At 71.4% G+C, this 22,255-nt stretch carries 23 protein-coding genes; 18 read left to right on the top strand and 5 right to left on the bottom strand.

The features are described from left to right. Positions 1–100: 100 nt before the first annotated feature. Together SAM23877_RS26415 and SAM23877_RS26420 are read left to right on the top strand one after the other, a co-directional pair. Complete coding sequence (locus SAM23877_RS26415; protein WP_053138300.1) at positions 101–1,228, top strand: ferrochelatase; 1,128 nt, start codon at positions 101–103, stop codon at positions 1,226–1,228. A gap of 8 nt (positions 1,229–1,236) precedes the next feature. Further along, the gene (locus SAM23877_RS26420; protein ID WP_053138303.1) at positions 1,237–2,055 is read left to right on the top strand and encodes an inositol monophosphatase family protein; all 819 of its coding nucleotides are present in this window, start codon (positions 1,237–1,239) and stop codon (positions 2,053–2,055) included. A 652-nt stretch (positions 2,056–2,707) separates the two neighbouring features. On the opposite strand, the gene SAM23877_RS40330 is transcribed toward SAM23877_RS26420, so the two are convergent. After that, complete coding sequence (locus SAM23877_RS40330) at positions 2,708–2,881, bottom strand: hypothetical protein (RefSeq protein WP_167355239.1); 174 nt, start codon at positions 2,879–2,881, stop codon at positions 2,708–2,710. Between the two features lie 436 nt (positions 2,882–3,317). Here SAM23877_RS40330 and SAM23877_RS26425 point away from each other — a divergent pair, with 436 nt between their 5' ends. From SAM23877_RS26425 to SAM23877_RS26440, 4 genes are all read left to right on the top strand, one after another. Then, a complete protein-coding gene (locus SAM23877_RS26425) occupies positions 3,318–3,971 on the top strand; it encodes a response regulator transcription factor (protein ID WP_003993508.1) in 654 nt (217 codons plus the stop codon). 6 nt (positions 3,972–3,977) lie between these two features. Then, positions 3,978–5,222: a sensor histidine kinase gene (locus SAM23877_RS26430; protein ID WP_053138306.1), complete on the top strand. Its 1,245-nt coding sequence runs from the start codon at positions 3,978–3,980 to the stop codon at positions 5,220–5,222. A gap of 405 nt (positions 5,223–5,627) precedes the next feature. Then, on the top strand, positions 5,628–5,924 hold the full coding sequence (locus SAM23877_RS26435; protein WP_003993510.1) for a DUF4193 domain-containing protein: 297 nt from the start codon (positions 5,628–5,630) through the stop codon (positions 5,922–5,924). 13 nt (positions 5,925–5,937) lie between these two features. Then, positions 5,938–6,888, top strand: coding sequence for a hypothetical protein (locus SAM23877_RS26440; protein WP_053138309.1), 951 nt, complete (start codon positions 5,938–5,940; stop codon positions 6,886–6,888). Between the two features lie 16 nt (positions 6,889–6,904). On the opposite strand, the gene SAM23877_RS26445 is transcribed toward SAM23877_RS26440, so the two are convergent. Further along, on the bottom strand, positions 6,905–7,366 hold the full coding sequence (locus SAM23877_RS26445) for a DUF3093 domain-containing protein (RefSeq protein ID WP_053138312.1): 462 nt from the start codon (positions 7,364–7,366) through the stop codon (positions 6,905–6,907). 57 nt (positions 7,367–7,423) lie between these two features. Between SAM23877_RS26445 and SAM23877_RS26450 the strand changes: the two genes are divergently transcribed. From SAM23877_RS26450 to SAM23877_RS26485, 8 genes are all read left to right on the top strand, one after another. Then, a complete protein-coding gene (locus SAM23877_RS26450; RefSeq protein WP_053138315.1) occupies positions 7,424–8,008 on the top strand; it encodes a PaaI family thioesterase in 585 nt (194 codons plus the stop codon). Further along, complete coding sequence (gene dut, locus SAM23877_RS26455) at positions 8,005–8,565, top strand: dUTP diphosphatase (protein WP_053138318.1); 561 nt, start codon at positions 8,005–8,007, stop codon at positions 8,563–8,565. The genes SAM23877_RS26450 and dut overlap by 4 nt, the downstream gene beginning before the upstream one ends. A gap of 1 nt (position 8,566) precedes the next feature. Further along, positions 8,567–9,319, top strand: a complete 753-nt coding sequence (locus SAM23877_RS26460) for a DUF3710 domain-containing protein (RefSeq protein ID WP_053138323.1) — start codon at positions 8,567–8,569, stop codon at positions 9,317–9,319. Between the two features lie 143 nt (positions 9,320–9,462). Continuing rightward, on the top strand, positions 9,463–9,783 hold the full coding sequence (locus SAM23877_RS26465; RefSeq protein WP_053138326.1) for an ATP-binding cassette domain-containing protein: 321 nt from the start codon (positions 9,463–9,465) through the stop codon (positions 9,781–9,783). A 122-nt stretch (positions 9,784–9,905) separates the two neighbouring features. After that, positions 9,906–12,470 (top strand): sensor histidine kinase, encoded by a 2,565-nt coding sequence (locus SAM23877_RS26470; RefSeq protein ID WP_053138329.1) that lies wholly within the window; start codon positions 9,906–9,908, stop codon positions 12,468–12,470. Beyond that, positions 12,467–13,150 (top strand): response regulator, encoded by a 684-nt coding sequence (locus SAM23877_RS26475; protein ID WP_053138331.1) that lies wholly within the window; start codon positions 12,467–12,469, stop codon positions 13,148–13,150. The genes SAM23877_RS26470 and SAM23877_RS26475 overlap by 4 nt, the downstream gene beginning before the upstream one ends. Positions 13,151–13,212: 62 nt before the next feature. Continuing rightward, positions 13,213–13,611 carry an OB-fold nucleic acid binding domain-containing protein gene (locus SAM23877_RS26480; RefSeq protein ID WP_073731801.1) on the top strand — a complete coding sequence of 133 codons (399 nt, stop codon included), beginning with the start codon at positions 13,213–13,215 and terminating at the stop codon, positions 13,609–13,611. 3 nt (positions 13,612–13,614) lie between these two features. Beyond that, the gene (locus SAM23877_RS26485; protein WP_053138334.1) at positions 13,615–14,394 is read left to right on the top strand and encodes a DUF3159 domain-containing protein; all 780 of its coding nucleotides are present in this window, start codon (positions 13,615–13,617) and stop codon (positions 14,392–14,394) included. Positions 14,395–14,593: 199 nt separating this feature from the next. Here the strand turns inward: SAM23877_RS26485 and SAM23877_RS26490 are convergent, their stop codons facing one another. Beyond that, positions 14,594–15,271 carry a potassium channel family protein gene (locus SAM23877_RS26490; RefSeq protein ID WP_053138336.1) on the bottom strand — a complete coding sequence of 226 codons (678 nt, stop codon included), beginning with the start codon at positions 15,269–15,271 and terminating at the stop codon, positions 14,594–14,596. Continuing rightward, positions 15,271–15,942, bottom strand: coding sequence for a potassium channel family protein (locus SAM23877_RS26495; RefSeq protein WP_053138338.1), 672 nt, complete (start codon positions 15,940–15,942; stop codon positions 15,271–15,273). The genes SAM23877_RS26490 and SAM23877_RS26495 overlap by 1 nt, the downstream gene beginning before the upstream one ends. Positions 15,943–16,525: 583 nt before the next feature. On the opposite strand from SAM23877_RS26495, the gene SAM23877_RS26500 reads away from it, so the two are divergent. The 4 genes from SAM23877_RS26500 to SAM23877_RS26515 all read left to right on the top strand — a co-directional run bounded on the left by SAM23877_RS26500 (position 16,526) and on the right by SAM23877_RS26515 (position 20,903). Next, positions 16,526–18,589 (top strand): APC family permease, encoded by a 2,064-nt coding sequence (locus tag SAM23877_RS26500; RefSeq protein WP_053138341.1) that lies wholly within the window; start codon positions 16,526–16,528, stop codon positions 18,587–18,589. A gap of 78 nt (positions 18,590–18,667) precedes the next feature. Further along, positions 18,668–20,020: a class I SAM-dependent RNA methyltransferase gene (locus tag SAM23877_RS26505; protein WP_053138344.1), complete on the top strand. Its 1,353-nt coding sequence runs from the start codon at positions 18,668–18,670 to the stop codon at positions 20,018–20,020. A gap of 299 nt (positions 20,021–20,319) precedes the next feature. After that, positions 20,320–20,514 carry a ribbon-helix-helix protein, CopG family gene (locus SAM23877_RS26510; RefSeq protein ID WP_053138347.1) on the top strand — a complete coding sequence of 65 codons (195 nt, stop codon included), beginning with the start codon at positions 20,320–20,322 and terminating at the stop codon, positions 20,512–20,514. Beyond that, positions 20,511–20,903: a type II toxin-antitoxin system death-on-curing family toxin gene (locus tag SAM23877_RS26515; protein WP_053138350.1), complete on the top strand. Its 393-nt coding sequence runs from the start codon at positions 20,511–20,513 to the stop codon at positions 20,901–20,903. Before SAM23877_RS26510 ends, SAM23877_RS26515 begins: the two co-directional genes overlap by 4 nt. A gap of 155 nt (positions 20,904–21,058) precedes the next feature. Here the strand turns inward: SAM23877_RS26515 and SAM23877_RS26520 are convergent, their stop codons facing one another. Beyond that, on the bottom strand, positions 21,059–22,006 hold the full coding sequence (locus SAM23877_RS26520) for an MBL fold metallo-hydrolase (RefSeq protein WP_053138353.1): 948 nt from the start codon (positions 22,004–22,006) through the stop codon (positions 21,059–21,061). Positions 22,007–22,255 lie beyond the last annotated feature (249 nt).

Genomic DNA, 22,255 nt, shown 5'->3' on the forward strand with positions numbered 1-22,255 from the left:
CACCCCGCGGAAGGCCCGGAAACAGGCCGCGGACCGGGCGGGACGCGCGGCACCACCCCACCGTTGGTCGGGTGTCAGTGCCGGGTGGCAGGATCGAGACATGCCAGACGTGCTCGATGCCAGCCCCTACGACGCCCTGCTCCTGCTCTCGTTCGGCGGCCCGGAGGGCCCGGACGACGTGGTCCCGTTCCTGGAGAACGTGACGCGCGGGCGCGGCATCCCCAAGGAACGCCTCAAGGAAGTCGGCCAGCACTACTTCCTCTTCGGCGGGGTCAGCCCCATCAACGACCAGAACCGCGCGCTGCTGGACGCCCTCCGCAAGGACTTCGCCGAGCACGGCCTGGCCCTGCCGGTCTACTGGGGCAACCGCAACTGGGCGCCGTACCTCACGGACACCCTGCGCGAGATGGTCCAGGACGGCCGCCGCCGCATCCTCGTCCTCGCCACCAGCGCCTACGCCTCGTACTCGGGCTGCCGGCAGTACCGCGAGAACCTCGCGGACGCGCTCGCCGCGCTGGAGGCGGAGGGCCTGGAGCTGCCGAAGATCGACAAGCTGCGGCACTACTTCAACCACCCGGGCTTCGTGGAGCCCATGGTCGACGGGGTCGTCCGCTCCCTCGCCGAGCTGCCCGAGGAGGTGCGGGACGGCGCCCACATCGCCTTCTCGACGCACTCCATCCCCACCGCGGCGGCGGACACCTCCGGACCGGCCGAGGAGCACGGCGACGGCGGCGCGTACGTGCGCCAGCACCTGGACGTGGCGCGGACGATCGCCGACGCCGTCCGCGAGCGCACCGGCGTCGACCACCCCTGGCAGCTCGTCTACCAGTCGCGGTCGGGTGCCCCGCACATCCCGTGGCTGGAGCCCGACATCTGCGACCACCTGGCGGAGCGCCACGCGGCCGGCGCCCCCGCCGTGGTGATGGCCCCGATCGGCTTCGTCTCCGATCACATGGAGGTCCTGTACGACCTCGACACGGAGGCCACGGCCAAGGCGGAGGAGCTGGGGCTGCCGGTGCGCCGTTCGGCCACCGTGGGCGCCGATCCGCGGTTCGCCGCCGCGGTCCGTGACCTGGTCCTGGAGCGGGCCGCCGGCGAGCGCGGGCAGGAGGCCGCGCCGTGCGCGCTCGGCGCGCTCGGCGCGAGCCACGACCTCTGTCCGGTCGGCTGCTGCCCCGCCCGCGCCCCCCGCCCCGCCGCCGCGGGCGCCGACAGTCCCTACGCCTGAGGAGCGCCGTGACCGACGTGACGACCGACCCGCTGCACGCCGAGCTGCTGAAGATCGCGCAGGAGGCCGCCCACCGCGCGGGCGAGCTGCTGCGCGACGGCCGCCCCGCCGACCTGGCGGTCGCCGCCACCAAGTCCAGCCCGATCGACGTGGTCACCGAGATGGACATCGCGGCGGAGAAGCTGATCACCGGCCTGATCGCGGACCGGCGTCCGGACGACGGCTTCCTCGGCGAGGAGGGCTCCGTCACCGAGGGCACGAGTGGCGTCCGCTGGGTGATCGACCCGCTCGACGGCACGGTCAACTACCTGTACGGGCTGCCCACCTGGGCGGTCTCCGTCGCCGCCGAGCAGGACGGCGAGCGGGTGGCCGGCGTGGTCGTGGCGCCGATGCGCGGAGAGTCGTACCACGCGGTGCTGGGCGGCGGGGCCTGGGCGACGGGCGCCTGGGAGGGTGAGCGCAGGCTCGGCTGCCGCGCCCCGGCGCCGCTGGACCAGGCGCTGGTCTCCACGGGCTTCAACTACGTCGCCGACGTCCGCGCCGAGCAGGCCGAGATCGCGCGGCGGCTGATCCCGCTGGTGCGCGACATCAGGCGCGGTGGTTCCGCCGCGATCGACCTGTGCGACGTGGCCGCCGGCCGCCTCGACGGCTACTACGAGCGCGGTCTGCACCCGTGGGACCTCGCGGCGGGCGACCTCATCGCCCGGGAGGCGGGCGCGGTGACCGGTGGACGCCCCGGGGAGCGCCCGTCCGGGGACCTGACGATCGCTGCCACCCCGGAGGTGTTCGAGCCCCTCCAGCGGCTGCTGACGGAGTTCGGGGCGTAGGTCCGCCGACCGGGACGACGGGGGCGGAGCCCGCACCGCGGCCCGCCGCACCACACGCCCGACTGCCGCCGACCTCTGGAGCGGTACGCGCGCCCGTCCGGGGGCCGATCGGCGCCCGGACGGCAGCCCGCCCGGACGGCAGCCCGCCCGGCCGCCGACCGCGTGTCCGGGCCGCCCCCCGCGGTGAAGGCGTCCCCGTCCCGCCCGGCTGACGGCGGGCCCGGCGCGTGCCCGGGTCCCGCTGGCGCCGTCCGGCGGCGGTCGACCGTCCGCGTGGTGTTCGGCGGCCGTCGATCGTCCGTACCGTCGTCCGCGTGATGCATGCGGTGGTCGTCCCGTCCGAGCCGTGCCCGGGGCCGTCGATCGTCCGTACCGTGGCTGCGGCCGTCGACCGTCCGGGCCGTGCCCGGGGCCGCCGGTCGGCGGACCGCCGCCCGGGACCGTCCGAAGGTTCGGTCCGGGGCGCGGCGCGCCCTCGTCGGCGCCGGACGGAGCCCCGTCCGACGAGTGCCCGACGGAGACCGACGACGACCCGACGGAGACCCGGCCGGGGCCGTGGGGCGCCGACCCGTGGAGCGCTCACCGCCGAGGTGACCCGCACGACGAGGCCCCGGCGCTGGATCCCGCCGGGGCCCCGTCGCTCACGGGCCGATCAGACGCCGGTCGCGCTGACCTCCACACCGTGCTCGGCTGCGAGGCGGCGCAGGTCGTCGAGCTCTCCCAGCTCCACGTCGACGAGGAACTCGTCCCCCTCGTCGCGGGCCCGGGACAGGTCGGACTCGGTCGTCTGTATGCGCTGCAGAAGTCCTGCGGTGAAAGCGTCCATGCTGCGCCCCCTCGTCCTGGGTCGTGGGTCGGTGGCACGGGGGTGTGCCGTGTGGAAGGGGCGATCACGTCTCCGGTGGAGTGCCCAGCGCTGCCCCGCTGGGCGGCGACGGTGCCGGACACCCACGCCCGCTCTGCGGAAGCGGACCGCGGCGTACCGAGCGGTGACGCGGTACAGGCAGAGCGTGATCGCGGGGTGTAAAGCCGTCCTCCCCCCGCGCCCATCCGCGGAAACCTCAACCTCCGGAGAAAATCTCGCATTCCCGGTTCCGTGAAAGCGTTCCCCGTTCCGCGAAGCGGCTCCGCACCGGCCCCTCACCCGCCTTACAGCCGACTTATGGCCGAAAAGGGCAGGATGGAGGCAACACACCCACCAGCCCCCTGCCCTCGTGCGCCCGACAAGCGCTACGCGGGTGGACAGAGGAAGGACAAGCGACGTGCGCGTACTCGTCGTCGAGGACGAGCAGCTGCTCGCCGATGCGGTGGCCACCGGACTGCGCCGGGAGGCCATGGCCGTCGACGTCGTGTACGACGGTGCGGCCGCCCTGGAGCGCATCGGCGTCAACGACTACGACGTGGTCGTCCTCGACCGCGACCTCCCCCTCGTGCACGGCGACGACGTCTGCCGCAAGATCGTCGAGCTGGGCATGCCCACCCGGGTGCTGATGCTCACGGCCTCCGGCGACGTCAGCGACCGGGTCGAGGGCCTGGAGATCGGCGCCGACGACTACCTCCCCAAGCCGTTCGCGTTCAGCGAGCTCATCGCGCGTGTGCGTGCCCTGGGCCGGCGTACCAGCGTGCCCCTGCCGCCCGTCCTGGAGCGGGCCGGGATCAAGCTCGACCCGAACCGCCGCGAGGTGTTCCGCGACGGCAAGGAGGTGCAACTCGCCCCCAAGGAGTTCGCCGTGCTGGAAGTGCTCATGCGCAGCGAGGGAGCGGTCGTCTCGGCGGAGCAGCTGCTGGAGAAGGCCTGGGACGAGAACACCGACCCGTTCACCAACGTCGTCCGCGTGACCGTCATGACCCTGCGCCGCAAGCTGGGCGAGCCGCCCGTCATCGTCACGGTCCCCGGCTCCGGCTACCGGATCTGATCGACCGTGGCGACGACACCCGCGCCCCCCGGGGCGCCCCCGAAGCCCACCTGGGCCCCGCGGTCGGCCGCCCCGCTGCCCTGGCTGCGACCGACCATCCGCATAAGGCTCACGCTGCTGTACGGCGGCATGTTCCTGATCGCCGGCATCCTGCTGCTGTCGATCATCTACCTGCTCGCCGCCCAGGCGGTGCGCACCGGCAACCAGCCGCTGTACAAGATCGTCGACTTCGAGGGCCTCCGCGTCGCCAGCAACGACTGTCCGGGAGTCACCAACGGCAACCTGTCGCTGTCGGAGTTCAACGCGGCGATCAGCGAGTGCATCGACCACGAGCGTCAGGCGGCCCTGGACAGGCTGCTCAGCCGTTCGCTGCTGGCCCTGCTCGGGCTCGCCGTGATCGCCTTCGCCTTCGGCTACGCCATGGCCGGACGCGTCCTGTCGCCGCTGGGCCGGATCACCCGCACCGCCCGCGCGGTGGCGGGTTCGGACCTCTCCCGCCGGATCGAGCTGGACGGCCCGGACGACGAGCTGAAGGAGCTGGCGGACACCTTCGACGACATGCTGGAGCGACTGCAACGGGCCTTCACCGCCCAGCAGCGCTTCGTCGGCAACGCCTCCCACGAGTTGCGCACGCCCCTGGCGATCAACCGCACCCTCCTGGAAGTGCACTTGTCCGACCCGAACGCCCCGGTGGAGCTCCAACAGCTCGGCAAGACGCTGCTGGCCACCAACGAACGCAGCGAGCAGCTCGTCGAGGGTCTGTTGCTCCTGGCCCGCAGCGACAACCAGATCGTCGAGCGCAAGCCGGTGGACCTCGCCGAGGTGGCCGGACAGGCCATCGACCAGGTGCACGCCGAGGCGGGCACCAAGGGCGTGGAGGTCCGGGGTGCGCGCGAGCCCGCGGTGGTCCAGGGCAACGGCGTCCTGCTGGAGAGGATCGCGCTGAACCTGGTGCAGAACGCGGTGCGCTACAACGTGCCCGAACAGGGCTGGGTCGAGGTCACGACCGCGGTCGAGAACGGCCAGGCGGTTCTGGTGGTCACCAACACGGGTCCGGTCGTACCGGCGTACGAGATCGACAACCTCTTCGAGCCGTTCCGGCGGCTGCGCACCGAGCGCACGGGAAGCGACAAGGGCGTGGGCCTCGGCCTGTCCATCGCGCGCTCCGTGGCACGGGCGCACGGCGGGCACATCTACGCGCAACCGCGCGAGGGCGGGGGGCTCGTCATGCGCGTCACGCTTCCCGTCTGAGATCATGACCCCGACATCCCACCGAACTCCGAAGATGTTCGCTTTGAGCAGAATTTCCAGGCCACCGGCCCGGAAAGCGCCTGTGTGATCGATCACAGCGGAGGCTTTCTCGCCATCTACTCTCCGTGATCATGCACCCTGTCGGAAAGCCGGGAAAATCCCGGTTTTCAGGGGTCCTGATCACGGGAAGTACACGGTGAGGCGCCTTTGAAGTGCGGTATTAGGACCGTGTACGGTCCCCATCGCCATCCAAGCCGATCACTCATGAGGGGTCCGGTTGGGTGTCGATTGAGTAACAGACCTTGATGTGAGGCAAAATCTCCGCCTCAGGTCGGGCACAAGTCCGGCCTCTCACGCGTTACGTGCGCTGGAGACACCGCAGACACCCAGAGGGGGAGAGCGACCATGGCAACCGATTACGACACTCCACGCAAGACCGACGACGACGTCGACTCGGACAGCCTCGAAGAGTTGAAGGCCAGGCGGAACGACAAGTCCGCCTCGGCCGTCGACGTCGACGAGTTCGAGGCCGCGGAAGGCCTCGAACTTCCCGGCGCCGACCTCTCGAACGAGGAGCTGGCGGTCCGTGTACTGCCGAAGCAGCAGGATGAGTTCACCTGCATGAGCTGCTTCCTGGTGCACCACCGCAGCCAGCTGGCCCGGGAGAAGAACGGCCAGCCCATCTGCCGCGACTGCGACTGAGGCGGGGTCGGCCGTGACTGGCTCGACCCCTCCCTGGAAGCGCCGCTTCTCCAGGCGGGAAGCGGACCAAGGGCCGTTCAACGGTCCGTACAGCGCGCGTGACGACGAGCGGGGCCCGACCGGCAGCGGGACGGCCTCGCTCGAACCCGTGGCCGGCCGGGGTGACCTCCCGGCGACCGCGGCGACGCCGGCACCCGCTGCCCGGCGCCGGGCAGCGGCGTTCCGGCACAAGGCCGGACAGGGCGTCCGCAACGGCGGCCAGCGCGCCAGGGCCGCCCTGGCGCACCTGGCCGACCGGATCATCGACCTGGCCCCCCGGGTGCCCGTGCGGGATCTGGCGACGCTCCGCAGGCAGTTCCCGGGCCTCGGGCCCGAGGAGCTCGCCGACCGGCTGGTGGCCGGCGCGGCGAAGGGCACGGCGACCGTGGGAGCGGGGATCGGCGCCGCGGCGATGATGCCCGTACCGCCCGCGATGCCCGCCGAGCTGGCCGCCGAGATCACCGGCGTCGCGGCGATCGAGCTCAAGCTGATCGCCGAACTCCACGAGGTCTACGGGGTACGCCCGCCCGGCGGCCTCGCCCAGCGCAGCACCGCGTACCTCAACTCCTGGTCGGACGAGCGCGGCGTCGACGTGTCGAAGCCGGCGAGTCTCGGTTCGGCCATGAACAGCCAGATGAAGCGCCAGCTGCGGCAGCAGATCATGAAGCGGATGGTGCGCGACCTGCCGAACCTGATGCCGTTCATGGTGGGCGCCGCCGTGGGAGCCGTCATGAACCGCCGCGACACCAGAAAGCTGGCCGCCAGAATCCGGGCGGACCTGCGCGGGAAGCAGGTTCCCTGGAGCGCCCTCGACGACCTTCCGGCCCTGGAAGGACCGCAGGACGCGCTGGACATGGGCGCCCTGGCGAGAGAACTCGGCCCGGGAGGCCCCGGGCACCGCCCCGGCGGGGGCAGCGGGCGCTGACCCCCGTACGCGGGCGCTACGCCGCGGCCTTGGCCGCCGCCAAGGCCTCCACCAGCCGCTCCGGCTCGCGGGTCGACAGGTACAGGTACGGAGTCGGGTCCTGCGGGTCCGTGACCATGACGCGCACGGCCCTCGGGATGTAGGCGCGCAGCAGCAGGAAGGCGCGGGTGTCGGCCTTGTACGTGCGCCAGGCGCGGGCCTCCTCCGGGTCGAGGATCTCCGCCTCGCCCAGCGCCGAGACCGGCACCTTCGCCTCGCCCGCGATGAGCGAGTCGCCCACGACGCGGATGCGGACCGCACCGTACGAACTGGCCGCCACCGCCGCCACCGCCGTCCCACCGGCCAGGCCGCCCAGCATCGGCAGTGTGCCGAAGGGCAGCAGGATCAGGGCGAACGAGAGCCCCACCAGGAAGGAGACCAGCCACCAGGAGCGGGGCGCGGTGAGGCGTTCTTCGTACGGGGCGGGGGAGAGCTGCATGAAGCAAGCTTGGCACGGTATCGGTGATCGGCCGACGCGCGGGTAAGGTCTGCGCCTGTGAGTGGTACTTCCCCGGGTCTTCAGCCCCCCGCCGACGCCGTGAAACCCGAACGGCACCCCGACGCGCCCGCCCCCGGCGAGCTGCTCGGCGCGCACTACGGCCAGTGCTTCGGCTGCGGCGGCGACCAGCCCCACGGACTGCACCTCCAGGCGCGAGCCGGAGAAGGCGTGTCGATCACCGCCGAGTTCACCGTTCAGCCCGCCCACCAGGGCGCCCCCGGCCTGGCGCACGGCGGCGTGCTGGCCACCGCCCTGGACGAGACCCTCGGGTCGCTGAACTGGCTGCTGCGCACCATCGCGGTGACCGGGCGGCTGGAGACCGACTTCCTGCGGCCGGTGCCCGTCGGTACGACGCTGCACCTGGAGGCCGAGGTGACCGCCGTGGCCGGCCGGAAGATCTACTCCACCGCCACCGGACGGATCGGCGGCCCCGACGGGCCCGTGGCCGTGCGCGCCGACGCGCTCTTCATCGAGGTCAAGGTCGATCACTTCGTGAGCCACGGCCGCGAGGAGGAGATCCGCGCTGCCATGGACGACCCCGACCAGCTCCGCCGCGCCCGCGCCTTCGAGGTGAACCCGTGAGCCGTGATCCCAGGCCGGAACTCGACGTCCTGATCCGCCGCGTCGACCCCGACGTACCGCTTCCGGCGTACGCGCAGCCCGGCGACGCGGGGGCCGATCTGCGCACCACCGCGAGCTGCGAACTCGCCCCCGGTGAACGGGCCGTACTGCCGACGGGCGTGTCTGTGGCGCTCCCCGAGGGGTACGCGGCCTTCGTGCACCCACGTTCCGGTCTGGCCGCCCGCTGCGGTGTCGCCCTCGTGAATGCCCCGGGGACGATTGATGCCGGGTACCGTGGGGAGATCAAGGTGATCGTGGTGAATCTCGACCCGCGCGAGACGGTGCGGTTCGAGCGCTTCGACCGGATTGCCCAACTGGTCGTCCAGCAGGTCGAGAGGGTCCGCTTCCGCCAGGTCGCGGAGCTTCCCGACTCGGCCCGGGCCGAGGGGGGCTTCGGGTCCACCGGCGGCCACGCCGGGTTGGACCGTGCAAGCGGCACAAGCGGTCAGGTCGCCGAGGGCGGCCCGACGGGTGGGAATCGATACGCTTCGGTCGTATCCGACCGGGAAGGACAGTGACGTGTTCGGACGTCGCAAGAAGAGGGATGCCGCCGAGGGCGCGGCCGGCGAGGCCGAGCAGGTCGTCGACAGCGTCGACACCGAGGCGGACGAAGGGCGCGAGCGCGTGCGGCTCGAGCCCGAACCGCGGCCCGACGGGCCCTGGGACAGCACCGAGGTCCGCGACCCGGCCGAGGGCCGGGTGGACCTGGGCGGTCTGTTCGTTCCCGGAGTCGACGGCATGGAGTTGCGGGTGGAGGTCGCGGGCGACGCGATCGTCGCCGCGACCGTCGTGCTGCGCGACAGCGCCATCCAGCTCCAGGGCTTCGCCGCTCCCAAGCGCGAGGGCATCTGGGGCGAGGTGCGTGAGGAGATCGGCTCCGGCATCACGCAGCAGGGCGGCATCATCGACGAGGTCGAGGGCCCGCTGGGCTGGGAACTGCGGGCCCAGGTCCCGGTGCAGCTGCCGGACGGCACGGGCGGCTTCCAGGTCGTACGGTTCGTCGGTGTGGACGGTCCCCGCTGGTTCCTGCGCGGAGTGATCTCGGGCCAGGGCGCGGTGCAGCCGCAGGCCGCCGGTCTGCTGGAGCAGATCTTCCGGGACACGGTCGTGGTCCGCGGCGACGGCCCCATGGCCCCCCGCGACCCCATCGTCCTCAAGCTGCCGAACGACGCGCAGATGGTCCCCGAGGGCGTCCAGCAGGAGGAGGGCTCCCGCTTCTCCGGCGGAATGGGCCAGCTCCAGCGCGGACCGGAGATCACCGAGGTCCGTTAGGCGAAGACTCCGTACGGTTTTCCGTACGCGCGCGTGCGGCGCACGCGCGCGCAGGAGGGCCGCGTCCCGCACGGGACGCGGCCCTCCTGCCGTAGGACCCGGGACAGCGTCGGCGTCGTCCTCCAGCCCTTCGGGCCCACCCGATGCTCACGGCCGCCGAGAGCGTGGACGTACCGCTGCGGCCGTACCGGGCCGCACCGTGTGAACGGGAGGAGCGGGCGGAACCGCCGCTCTCCCTCGTCGGGCTCGCCGGGCACGCCGTGAGGGAACGTCCGCGGGCCGTCGTACGCGGTGAGCGGAGCACCGTCCTGGTCGCCACCCACGACGCCACCCCGCCGGACCTCGCCGACCAGGTGCCGGCTCCCGGGACCCCTGACCTTCGCCCACCCGCCTCCGACCCGGTCGGACGGCGGGTGGGCTTCGTCGTCGGTGGGCCGCGAGACGGCGAGATCGCCGAGCCGTGACATCCCAGGCGTCAGAGTTCCGTCAAGGACGACCGGCATCCGCACCCCGCCCCGGTTTGTCGCGATTGCGGGTCGTAGGGTCGACGCTGCGCAGTCAGCGCTGACCGGAAGACAATGAGGCCATGGGACGCGGCAAGCTTCGGATCTACCTCGGCGCGGCGCCGGGCGTCGGCAAGACGTACGCCATGCTGTCCGAGGCGCACCGCCGCCTGGAGCGGGGCACCGACTGCGTCGTGGCCTTCGTGGAGCACCACGACAGGTCGCGCACGGAGGTCCTGCTGCACGGCCTGGAACAGGTGCCGCGCCGGCGGCTGACGCACCGCGGCGCGGTCTTCACGGAGCTGGACCTGGACGCGGTGCTGGCCAGGGCGCCCCGCGTGGCGCTGGTGGACGAACTCGCCCACACCAACGTCCCCGGTTCCCGCAACGCCAAGCGGTGGCAGGACGTGGAGGAACTGCTGGCCGCCGGCATCGACGTGATCTCGACCGTCAACATCCAGCACCTTGAGTCACTCGGTGACGTGGTGGAGTCGATCACGGGGGTACGGCAGCAGGAGACCGTGCCGGACGAGGTGGTGCGACGGGCGGACCAGATCGAACTGGTCGACATGTCGCCGCAGGCGCTGCGCCGGCGCATGGCCCACGGCAACATCTACCAGCCGGACAAGGTCGACGCGGCCCTGTCCAACTACTTCCGCCCCGGCAACCTCACGGCCCTGCGGGAGCTCGCGCTGCTCTGGGTCGCCGACCGGGTCGACGAGTACCTCCAGCAGTACCGCAGCGAGCACCGGGTGTCGAGGATATGGGGCTCGCGCGAGCGCATCGTGGTCGGCCTGACCGGCGGCCCCGAGGGCCGGACGCTGATACGGCGGGCCGCGCGCCTCGCGGAGAAGGGCGCCGGCGGCGAGGTACTGGCCGTGTACGTGGCCCGCAGCGACGGGCTGACCTCGGCCTCCCCCAAGGAGCTCGCGGTGCAGCGCACCCTGGTGGAGGACCTCGGCGGCACCTTCCACCACGTGCTCGGCGAGGACGTACCGGCCGCCCTGCTCGACTTCGCGCGCGGTGTCAACGCCACCCAGATCGTCCTGGGGTCCTCGCGCCGCAAGGCCTGGCAGTACGTCTTCGGCCCCGGCGTCGGCGCCACGGTCGCCCGCGAGTCCGGACCCGACCTGGACGTCCACATCGTGACCCACGAGGAGGTCGCCAAGGGCCGCGGGCTGCCGGTGGCCGGGGGAGTGCGGCTCGGCCGCTCCCGGATCGTCTGGGGCTGGTTCACGGGCCTCGGCGGACCGGTGCTGCTGACGCTGCTGCTGAACTCCGTCCACCTCGGGCTCGCCAACGACGTGCTGCTCTACCTGGCGCTGACCGTGGCCGCGGCCCTGCTCGGCGGGCTGTACCCGGCGCTCGCCTCGGCCGCCGTCGGATCGCTGCTGCTGAACTGGTTCTTCACGCCCCCGGTCGACCGGATCACCATCGCCGACCCCCGGAACATGCTGGCGCTGGCCATATTCGTGGGTGTCGCGCTCTCCGTGGCCTCCGTCGTCGACGTCGCCGCCCGCCGTACCCACCAGGCGGCCCGGCTGCGCGCCGAGTCCGAGATCCTCTCCTTCCTGGCCGGCGACGTGCTGCGCGGCGAGACCAGCCTGGAGACGCTGCTGGAGCGGGTCCGCGAGACCTTCGGCATGGAGTCGGCCGCCCTGCTGGAGCGGGCGGACGACGTGGCGCCCTGGACCTGCGCGGGCCGGGCAGGGACGGGTCCGCCGGTCCGGCGCCCGGAGGACGCGGACGTGGACATGCCGGTCGGGGACCACATGGCCCTCGCGCTGACCGGCCGGGTCCTGCCCGCCGAGGACCGGCGGGTGCTGGCCGCCTTCGCCGCCCAGGCCGCCGTCGTCCTGGACCGGCGGCGCCTGCGCGAGGAGGCCGACCGGGCCCGCGCCCTCGCCGAGGGCAACCGCATCCGCACGGCGCTGCTGGCCGCCGTCAGCCACGACCTCCGTACCCCGCTCGCCGGGATCAAGGCGGCGGTCACCAGCCTCAGGTCCGACGACGTCGCCTGGTCCGAGGAGGACCAGGGGGAGCTGCTGGAGGGCATCGAGGAGGGCGCCGACCGCCTCGACAACCTCGTGGGCAACCTGCTCGACATGTCCCGCCTGCAGACCGGCACGGTCACGCCGCTGATCCGGGAGATCGACGTCGACGAGGTCGTGCCGATGGCGCTCGGCGGGGTGCCCGAGGGGAGCGCCGAGCTGGACATCCCCGAGACCCTGCCGATGGTCGCGGTGGACGCCGGACTCCTGGAGCGGTCGATGGCCAACCTGGTGGAGAACGCCGTCAAGTACAGCCCCGCCGGACGCACCGTCCTGGTGGCCGCCAGCGCCCTCGCCGACCGGGTCGAGGTACGGGTCGTCGACCGGGGGCCGGGCGTGCCGGACGACGCCAAGGACCGCATCTTCGAGCCCTTCCAGCGGTACGGCGACGCCCCGCGCGGCGCCGGGGTCGGCCTCGGCCTGGCCGTGGCCAGGGGCTTCGCCGAGGCGATGGGCGGGACCCTGAACGCCGAGGACACCCCCGGCGGTGGCCTCACCATGGTGCTCACCCTCCGCGCGGCGGGCTCCTCCCGCACCGCGACAGCGCCCTCCGTGGCACCGCACGCCACCACCACAGAAAGGCAGGCCGCCCGATGACCAGGGTGCTCGTGATCGACGACGAACCGCAGATCGTGCGTGCCCTCGTGATCAACCTCAAGGCCCGGCACTACGAGGTCGACGCCGCCCACGACGGCGCCACCGCCCTGCGGCTCGCCGCCGCCCGCCAGCCCGACGTGGTGGTGCTGGACCTGGGCCTGCCCGACATGGACGGCGTCGAGGTGATCAGGGGCCTGCGCGGCTGGACCCGGGTGCCCATCCTGGTGCTGTCCGCCCGGCACGCCTCCGACGAGAAGGTCGAGGCGCTGGACGCGGGGGCCGACGACTACGTCACCAAGCCCTTCGGCATGGACGAACTGCTGGCCCGGCTGCGGGCCGCCGTCCGCCGGGCCGAACCGGTCCCCGGCGACGTGGGCGACGTGGTCGTGGACACCGAGGAGTTCACCGTCGACCTGGCCGCGAAGAAGGTGCACCGGGCCGGGAAGGACGTACGGCTCACCCCCACCGAGTGGCATCTGCTGGAGGTGCTGGTGCGCAACACCGGGCGCCTGGTCAGCCAGAAGCAGCTGCTCCAGGAGGTGTGGGGGCCGTCCTACGGCACCGAGACGAACTACCTGCGCGTGTACATGGCGCAACTGCGCCGCAAGCTGGAGGCGGACCCGGCGCACCCGCGGCACTTCGTCACGGAGCCCGGCATGGGGTACCGCTTCGAGAAGTGAGCCTCGCGATACCGGTCCGGAGAGGGTGTCTGCCTGTCGGCGCGCCCCGGTACGCTTCAGATATGAGTGCTGCTCCGCGTTCCGACAAGCCGGTGGGCCGGTTCCGGCGCATGTTCGACCGGCTCTCCTCGTCCCAGGAGGACCTGGAGTCCGAGGAACTGCGCGAGGACGCCGACACCGCCGGCTGCACCCGTATCTGCGACTGCCAGGACCGGCAGATCGTCTCGGTTACTGGTACCTTGCGCACGGTCACCCTGCGCCCGCGTGCGGGCGTCCCCGCCCTGGAGGCCGAGCTGTTCGACGGCTCCGCCGCCCTGGACGTGGTGTGGCTGGGCAGACGCTCCATCGTGGGCATAGAGCCGGGGCGCAAGCTCATCGCATCGGGCCGGATCTCGATGAGCCGGGGCCGCCGGGTGCTCTTCAACCCGAAGTACGAACTGAGACCCCTCGGACGGGAGTAGCCGGTGACGTCGCTCGACAAGCCGACCGAAGAGACGGAAGCGGACGACGCCCGGGCGGTGACGGAGGCCGCGCTGTTCGAAGCGTTCGGCGGCGTGCGGGGCATGATCGAGACGGTCCTGCCGGGTCTGCTCTTCGTCACGATCTTCACGCTCAACAACGACCTGCACATGTCGGCGATCGCGGCGCTCGCCGTGTCGCTGGTGCTGGTCGTGGTCCGGCTGGTGATGAAGGACACCGTCAAGCACGCCTTCAGCGGGGTCTTCGGCGTCGCCTTCGGCGTGGTCTTCGCGATGATGACCGACAACGCCAAGAACTTCTACTTGCCGGGCATGATGTACACGCTGGGCCTGGCCCTCGCCTACATCGTGACCGCGCTGGCCGGTGTCCCGCTGATCGGACTGATCCTCGGCCCGGTCTTCAAGGAGAACCTCTCCTGGCGCACCCGCAACCCGGGCCGCAAGAAGGCGTACACGAAGGCCAGCTACGCCTGGGGCCTGATCCTGCTCGCCAAGAGCGCGATCCTCTTCCCGCTGTACTGGTGGGCGGACACCGAGCAGCTCGGCTGGGTGCTGGTCACCCTGAAGATCCCGCCGTTCCTGCTCGCGGTCTGGCTGACCTGGGTCTTCCTCGCGAAGGCGCCGGCGCCCATCGACGTGTTCGCGGAGATGGAGGCGGCGGAGCAGGCCGAGAAGGAACGCGAGGAGCGGGCGAAGGTCGAGCGCGAGGCACTGGGCGGCGACGCCGTGGACCCCGCGCAGAGCGGCAGGCACCGCAAGGGCTGATCGCGCCGACGGACATGGCGGTCGCGCCGACGACTGACGGCGGTCCCGCCGACGAATGGCAGCGCTCGCGCCGATGGCTGACAGCGGTCGCGCTGACGGCGGTCGCGCTCGCTGGTGGCTCACGACGCCGGATACGGCGGTGGGGGCGCCCGGAGATCTCCGGGCGCCCCCACCGCCGTACCGTGGGCTCTCTCCCCGCTCAGCGCGCGGCGTCGCTCCGCCGCGCCGACAGCAGGTCCTCCAGCTGCTCCTCACGGGCCTGTGCCGCCACGAACAGCAGTTCGTCGCCCGCCTCCAGCGAGTCCTCCCGCGACGGGGTGAGGACCCGGGTGCCGCGGATGATCGTGACCAGCGAGGTGTCCTCGGGCCACTCGACGTCGCCGACCTGGGTGCCGGCCAGCGCCGACTCCTCCGGCAGCGTCAGCTCCACCAGGTTGGCGTCGCCGTGGCTGAAGCGCAGCAGCCGGACCAGATCGCCGACGCTCACCGCCTCCTCGACCAGGGCCGACATCAGCCGCGGGGTGGAGACGGCGACGTCCACCCCCCAGGACTCGTTGAACAGCCACTCGTTCTTCGGGTTGTTCACCCGGGCGACGACCCGCGGAACGCCGTACTCCGTCTTGGCCAGCAGGGAGACGACCAGGTTGACCTTGTCGTCTCCCGTCGCGGCGATGACGACGTTGCAGCGCTGGAGCGCCGCCTCGTCCAGGGACGTGATCTCGCACGCGTCGGCGAGCAGCCACTCCGCCATCGGGACGCGCTCGACCGAGATCGCGGTCGGCGCCTTGTCGATGAGCAGGACCTCGTGGCCGTTCTCCAGCAGCTCGCCCGCGATCGAACGGCCGACCGCACCGGCTCCGGCAATGGCGACCCTCATCAGTGACCGCCCTCCTCTTCGGGACCCTTGGCGAACGCCGCCTCGACCTTGTGGACCTCGTCGGTGCGCATCATCACGTGCACCAGGTCCCCCTCCTGCAACACGGTCTGCGAGGTGGGCACGATGGCCTCCCCGAGCCGGGTGAGGAACGCCACCCGTACCCCGGTCTCCTCCTGGAGCCGGCTGATCCGGTGGCCGACCCAGGACGCGGAGGTGTGCACCTCGGCGAGCTGGACCCCGCCGGTGGGGTCGCGCCACAGCGGCTCGGCGCCCGAGGGGAGCAGCCGGCGCAGCATCTGGTCGGCCGTCCAGCGCACCGTGGCGACCGTCGGGATGCCCAGGCGCTGGTAGACCTCGGCGCGGCGAGGGTCGTAGATGCGGGCGGCGACGTTCTCCACGCCGAACATCTCGCGGGCCACGCGGGCGGCGATGATGTTGGAGTTGTCACCGCTGGAGACGGCCGCGAAGGCGCCGGCCTCCTCGATGCCCGCCTCGCGCAGGGTGTCCTGGTCGAAGCCGATACCGGTGACCCGCCGACCGCCGAACGTGGAACCGAGACGACGGAACGCGGTGGGGTCCTGGTCGATCACGGCGACCGTGTGCCCCTGCTGTTCCAGGGTCTGCGCGAGGGCGGAGCCCACGCGCCCGCAGCCCATGATGACGATGTGCATCGCCTCACACCCCGCTTCCTGCGGGCTGCCCGCCGGCCTGTGTGGATGTCCTGCTCATGTCTCTCTTTCGGCTCGCCTGGCGACACGTCGCGGCCAGAGTGCGGGCCGCAGGGGACATCATGCCGGTGGGCAGCGACACCGGACCCTCTCGGGGCCCGGGAAGCCGGATTCCCCCGCTCGGGAAGCCGGATCCCCCCTCCGGGAGGACCGGGTTCCTGCCCGCACCCAACGTAGTGGCAAGCCTGCGGAGCCCGCAGCGCCGTCTCAGCCCCCGGCGGAGGATCTCCGTCGGCCGATGCTGCGGATGCTGGCGACTGTCAGGAATCCGAGGCCGACGAGCGTGGCGGCGCCGCCGATCAGCTCTGCGCTCACGTGCATGGGACCTCCCGGGCGCGGCGACGGCCGCGCGATCGACGGCAACGGGGCGGGGTTCGTCATATAGGCAGCCATATAGACACGCGGATTCCGCGACCTACGGAATCCGCAGCCGCACCGCCCCCGAATTCACCCGTAGGGCAGACGGTGGGGCGATCGGGGGTGGCGGGTGGGCGGGCGCTCGTTCGAACGCTTACGATCCTCTGTTGTGTCCAAACTGACCGACGTGCCCAAACGGATTCTGATCGGGCGCGCACTGCGCAGCGACCGGCTGGGGGAAACGCTCCTGCCGAAGCGCATCGCCCTCCCCGTCTTCGCCTCCGACCCGCTCTCCTCCGTGGCGTACGCGCCCGGCGAGGTGCTGCTGGTCCTGTCCATCGCGGGCGTGTCGGCGTACCACTTCAGCCCCTGGATCGCCGTCGCGGTCGTCGTGCTGATGTTCACCGTGGTCGCCTCCTACCGGCAGAACGTGCACGCCTATCCGAGCGGCGGCGGCGACTACGAGGTGGCGAACACCAACCTCGGTCCCAAGGCCGGCCTGACGGTGGCCAGTGCCCTGCTGGTCGACTACGTCCTGACCGTCGCCGTCTCCATCTCCTCCGGCATCGAGAACCTCGGCTCCGCGGTCCCCTTCGTCGTCGAGCACAAGGTCCTCTGCGCGGTCGGCGTCATCCTGCTGCTGACGCTGATGAACCTGCGCGGGGTCAAGGAGTCGGGCAGTCTGTTCGCGATCCCGACGTACGTCTTCGTCGCGGGCGTCTTCATCATGATCGCGTGGGGCGCCTTCCGGGGCCTGGTGCTCGACGACACCATGCGCGCGCCGACGGCGGACTACGAGATCAAACCGGAGCACGGCGGGCTGGCCGGCTTCGCCCTGGTCTTCCTCCTCCTGCGGGCCTTCTCCTCCGGCTGCGCCGCGCTCACCGGCGTCGAGGCGATCTCCAACGGCGTCCCGGCCTTCCGCAAGCCCAAGTCGAAGAACGCGGGGAACACCCTGGCGCTGATGGGCCTGCTCGCCGTCACCATGTTCTGCGGCATCATCGCGCTGGCCTCCGCCACCGACGTGCGCATGTCCGAGAACCCCGCCAAGGACCTCTTCCACGACGGCGTCCCGCTCGGCGCGGACTACGTCCAGCACCCGGTGATCTCGCAGGTCGCCGAGGCCGTGTTCGGCGAGGGCAGTTTCCTGTTCATCGTCCTGGCCGCGGCCACCGCCCTGGTCCTCTTCCTCGCCGCGAACACCGCCTACAACGGCTTCCCGCTGCTCGGCTCGATCCTCGCCCAGGACCGCTACCTGCCGCGCCAGCTGCACACCCGCGGCGACCGCCTGGCCTTCTCCAACGGCATCGTGCTCCTCGCCGGCGCGGCCATGCTGCTGGTCTTCATCTACGGCGCCGACTCGACCCGGCTGATCCAGCTGTACATCGTCGGCGTGTTCGTCTCCTTCACGCTCAGCCAGATCGGCATGGTCCGGCACTGGAACCGCCACCTGGCCGCCGAGCGCGACCAGGCCAAGCGCCGCCACATGCACCGCTCCCGCGCGATCAACGCCTTCGGCGCCTTCTTCACCGGGCTGGTGCTCGTCGTCGTCCTGGCCACGAAGTTCACCCACGGCGCCTGGGTCGCCCTGCTCGGCATGTGCATCTTCTTCGCGACGATGACGGCGATCCGCAAGCACTACGACCGCGTCGCCGAGGAGATCGCCGCGCCCGAGGATCCCGAGGAGGCGCAGAGCGACGACATGGTGCGCCCGTCCCGCGTCCACTCCGTCGTCCTGATCTCCAAGATCCACCGCCCCACCCTGCGGGCCCTCGCCTACGCCAAGCTCATGCGTTCCGACTCCCTGGAGGCGCTCAGCGTCAACGTCGACCCGGAGGAGACCAAGGCGCTGCGCGAGGAGTGGGAGCGGCGCGGGATCGCCGTACCGCTCAAGGTCCTGGACTCCCCGTACCGCGAGATCACCCGCCCGGTCATCGAGTACGTCAAGAGCCTGCGCAAGGAGTCCCCGCGCGACGCGGTCTCGGTCATCATCCCCGAGTACGTGGTCGGCCACTGGTACGAGCACCTGCTGCACAACCAGAGCGCACTGCGCCTCAAGGGCCGCCTGCTCTTCACACCGGGCGTCATGGTCACCTCCGTGCCCTACCAGCTCCAGTCGTCCGAGGCGGCCAAGCGCCGGGCCCGCAAGCGGGCGGACTGGAACGCGCCCGGTGCGGTCCGGCGCGGTCCGGCCCATCACGACCGGGCGAAGGACTCCTCTTCGTCGAAGTAGACTGGACGGCTGTTGTCCTTCGGCGTTCGCCCTCCGGCGTCCGTCACCGTCGTCACCGTTCTCTGGAGTCACCCCGCCATGCAGGCAGAACCGAAGAAGTCGCAGGCGGAGTCCCGGGCGGTCTCGCTGGTGGGTGAGGAGTACGAGGTCGAGATCGGCCCCGTCGCCCACGGTGGCCACTGCATCGCCCGTACCTCCGAGGGGCAGGTGCTGTTCGTCCGGCACGCGCTGCCCGGCGAACGTGTCGTGGCCCGGGTCACCGAGGGCGAGGAGGGGGCCCGCTTCCTCCGCGCCGACGCCGTCGAGATCCTGGACGCGTCCAAGGACCGCATCGAGGCGCCCTGCCCCTTCGCGGGCCCCGGCCGCTGCGGTGGCTGCGACTGGCAGCACGCCAAGCCGGGAGCGCAGCGCCGCCTCAAGGGCGAGGTCGTCACCGAGCAGCTGAAGCGCCTCGCGGGCCTCACCCCCGAGGAGGCCGGCTGGGACGGCACGGTGATGCCGGCCGAGGGCGACAAGGTGCCCGCGGGGCAGGTCCCGTCGTGGCGCACGCGCGTGCAGTACGCCGTGGACGCCGAGGGACGCGCGGGTCTGCGCAAGCACCGCTCGCACGAGGTGCAGCCGATCGACCACTGCATGATCGCCGCGGAGGGCGTCAGCGAGCTGGGCATCGAGCGGCGGGACTGGAGCGGCATGGAGTCGGTCGAGGCAATCGCCGCGACGGGCTCGCAGGACCGCATGGTGATCCTGGAGCCGCGGCCCGGTGCCCGCCTCCCGCTCGTCGAACTCGACAAGCCCGTCTCGGTCATGCGGGTGGAGGAGAAGGACGGCGGCGTCCACCGCGTCCACGGCCGCGCCTTCGTCCGCGAGCGCGCGGACGACCGTACCTACCGGGTGGGCAGCGGCGGCTTCTGGCAGGTCCACCCGCAGGCCGCCGACACCCTGGTCCGCGCGGTCATGCAGGGCCTGCTGCCCCGCAAGGGCGACATGGCCCTCGACCTGTACTGCGGCGTCGGCCTCTTCGCCGGCGCCCTGGCCGACCGCGTCGGCGACAAGGGCGCGGTCCTCGGCATCGAGTCCGGCAAGCGCGCGGTCGAGGACGCCCGGCACAACCTCGCCTCCTTCGACCGCGTCCGCATCGAACAGGGCAAGGTCGAGGCGGTCCTGCCGCGCACGGGCATCTCCGAGGCGGACCTCGTCGTACTGGACCCGCCGCGCGCGGGGGCCGGTCGCAAGACGGTGCAGCACCTGTCCTCCCTGGGCGCCCGGAGGATCGCGTACGTGGCCTGCGACCCGGCCGCGCTGGCCCGGGACCTGGGGTACTTCCGGGACGGGGGGTACCGGGTGCGGATGCTGCGGGTGTTCGATCTGTTTCCGATGACGCATCACGTGGAGTGCGTGGCGATTCTTGAGCCTGCGGATAAGGGTGCCTGACCTGCGGTCTTGTTGCCCTGGTGGGTTGCTCGACCGGTTTCCCTCCGTACAGCGGTTCAAGCAGACGGAACGATCTTTGGGAGCTCTCTGATCTGCGAAATTCGCGAGAGAGGTGCTTTCGAGGGCGACGTCTGCGGAGTGGCTCTCGCGGAGACTGCTGACGCTCGGATGGCGCTCGAAACGGGGTTCTTCGCCGCGCCTCCCCGGTAGCGATGCGAGCGGCCGCCTCGTCCCCCGCTCCGCGGAGCTGAGAGCGCCGCCCTCCGCCCCGGGTGATACCTGTCTGGTATCATCTCTGTATGGCGATGACTCTCCGACTCCCCGGCGACCTTGACGCGAAGCTCACCGAGCGGGCTCGTCGGGAGGGTCGCAGCAAGCAGGAACTCGCCATCGAGGCCATCCGCGATGCTCAGGACCGGGCCGAGCTGAAGGTCGATGACGTCCTGGCCGAGCTGATGGACAGCGATGCGGAGATCCTGGACCACCTGAAGTGACAGACGTGCGTTACCTCCAGATCGACGAGATCCTGGCCATCGCTCGCACGGTCAACGGTACCGAGCGCAGCGTGCGCGACATGGGCCTTCTGGTGTCGGCGATCGAGCGCCCCCGGACGAAGGTGTTCGGAGCCGAGCTGTATCCCACGTTGTACGAGAAGGCGGCGGCACTGTTGCATTCCGTTGCCCGCAATCGCGCGCTGATCAACGGCAACAAGCGCACCGCCTGGCTCGCCATGCGTGTCTTCCTGCGCTTCAACGGCCTCAGCGCCGATACCGTGCCGCCGCCCGGCTCCGTTGCCGGCCCATTCGTCGAGGAAGTCGCGCAGGACGACATCGACGTAGCGGTCATCGCCAAGCGTCTCTCGACCTGGTTCCCCGTTTCCTGACGTTCGACGTCGTGCGGTGGGGGAGACGAAAGAGGTCTGGAAAGCGGCGCTCGCAAAGGCTTTCCGACCGTCTTTCCGATGACGCATCAGGTGAGTGCGTGGCGATTCTTGAGCGGCGTGACTGTCGCCCGTGAGGGACAGGTGGAAAGCCGGCTTCAAGCATGGGGCGCAAGCCGGTGATCGGTTGTCGCTGAGGGAGCCGGGGCCAGTCGGTACCCGTCGTTCTCGCGTCGCACGTGGCCGGCGGTCGGCGGTGGGAAGTGGCTTCCCAGCAGGAGAGTTGACGTACCGGCCAGTGAGGCGAGCACCCGGTTCCGGGTCCTGGCCGCGAGTTCGGGAGCGACGTCCACGCAGCTGCAGAGCTCCGGATGCGCCATCTGGACCGGGTGGTGGATGCTGTCGCCGGTGACCAGTGCGGTCTCGCCACGGCTGCTCAGTTCCACCGCTACCTGCCCCGGGGTGTGGCCGGGGGTGGGCAGCAGACGGATGCCCGGTGCGACGTCCGTGCCCTCGTCCGCGACCTCGATGAGGTCGAACAGACCTGCTTCCCGGACGGGATGGACCGAGTCCCGGAACATCTGCCGACGCGACTCCTCCATGTCGACACCCGCCCAGTAGTCCCACTCGGTGCGGGAGGTGAGATAGCGCGCGTTCGGGAAGGTGGGCACCCAGGCGTCGCCCTCGGCACGCGTGTTCCACCCCACGTGGTCGGCGTGGAGGTGGGTCAGGACCACGACGTCAACGCTCTCCGGCGCGAAGCCGGCCGCCCGTAGCCGTGCTTCGTAGTCGCTGTTCAGGTGGTGCCAGGCGGGGTTGGCGCGCCGCTTCCCGTTTCCGATGCCGGTGTCCACCAGCACCCGCATGCCGTCCACCTCGACGGCGAAACTGTGACTCGCCAGGCGCAGGAGGCCTTGTTCGTCGGCGAATTCGGGGCTCAGCCAGGGAGTCCGGCCCACGAGGTCGGTGGTCGCCCCGGGCAGCAGCCACGGACCGGTCTGGGAGGGCAGGGCCACTTCGTCGATGCGTCGTACGGTGTGGTTCCCCACCGTCCAGGAAGAGGCGGGGGGAGTAGGGGACTTGGTCGTCTGCGAGGAGGTGGACACGAAGACCTTCCTTACCTGTCAGGGGTTGCGAGGACGCAGATATGTCTTGGGCGGGTGGGTCCGGTGAGGCGAGTGGTGTGGTTGCTCGCGGGGTACAGCGGGGTCGGTGTGCTGGGCCCCTCTCGCACTAAAAGCGATTGGTTTGCTTTAAGGCACCGTAGGTCCTACGATCGACTAAAGCAAATGATTCGCTTTTACGGTGCCCGGAGGCCCTGTACCGGTCCCGGCCCGTCGCGCCGCGCAGATCCG

The organism is Streptomyces ambofaciens ATCC 23877 (genome assembly GCF_001267885.1).
Lineage (GTDB): Bacteria > Actinomycetota > Actinomycetes > Streptomycetales > Streptomycetaceae > Streptomyces > Streptomyces ambofaciens.

Coding starts and splice junctions, on each gene's coding strand:
- SAM23877_RS26415 (WP_053138300.1), top strand. CDS start 101: ATGCCAGACGTGCTCGATGCCAGCCCCTACGACGCCCTGCTCCTGCTC.
- SAM23877_RS40330 (WP_167355239.1), bottom strand. CDS start 2,881: ATGGACGCTTTCACCGCAGGACTTCTGCAGCGCATACAGACGACCGAG.
- SAM23877_RS26435 (WP_003993510.1), top strand. CDS start 5,628: ATGGCAACCGATTACGACACTCCACGCAAGACCGACGACGACGTCGAC.
- SAM23877_RS26445 (WP_053138312.1), bottom strand. CDS start 7,366: ATGCAGCTCTCCCCCGCCCCGTACGAAGAACGCCTCACCGCGCCCCGC.
- SAM23877_RS26465 (WP_053138326.1), top strand. CDS start 9,463: ATGCTCACGGCCGCCGAGAGCGTGGACGTACCGCTGCGGCCGTACCGG.
- SAM23877_RS26470 (WP_053138329.1), top strand. CDS start 9,906: ATGGGACGCGGCAAGCTTCGGATCTACCTCGGCGCGGCGCCGGGCGTC.
- SAM23877_RS26475 (WP_053138331.1), top strand. CDS start 12,467: ATGACCAGGGTGCTCGTGATCGACGACGAACCGCAGATCGTGCGTGCC.
- SAM23877_RS26480 (WP_073731801.1), top strand. CDS start 13,213: ATGAGTGCTGCTCCGCGTTCCGACAAGCCGGTGGGCCGGTTCCGGCGC.
- SAM23877_RS26490 (WP_053138336.1), bottom strand. CDS start 15,271: ATGAGGGTCGCCATTGCCGGAGCCGGTGCGGTCGGCCGTTCGATCGCG.
- SAM23877_RS26495 (WP_053138338.1), bottom strand. CDS start 15,942: ATGCACATCGTCATCATGGGCTGCGGGCGCGTGGGCTCCGCCCTCGCG.
- SAM23877_RS26505 (WP_053138344.1), top strand. CDS start 18,668: ATGCAGGCAGAACCGAAGAAGTCGCAGGCGGAGTCCCGGGCGGTCTCG.
- SAM23877_RS26510 (WP_053138347.1), top strand. CDS start 20,320: ATGGCGATGACTCTCCGACTCCCCGGCGACCTTGACGCGAAGCTCACC.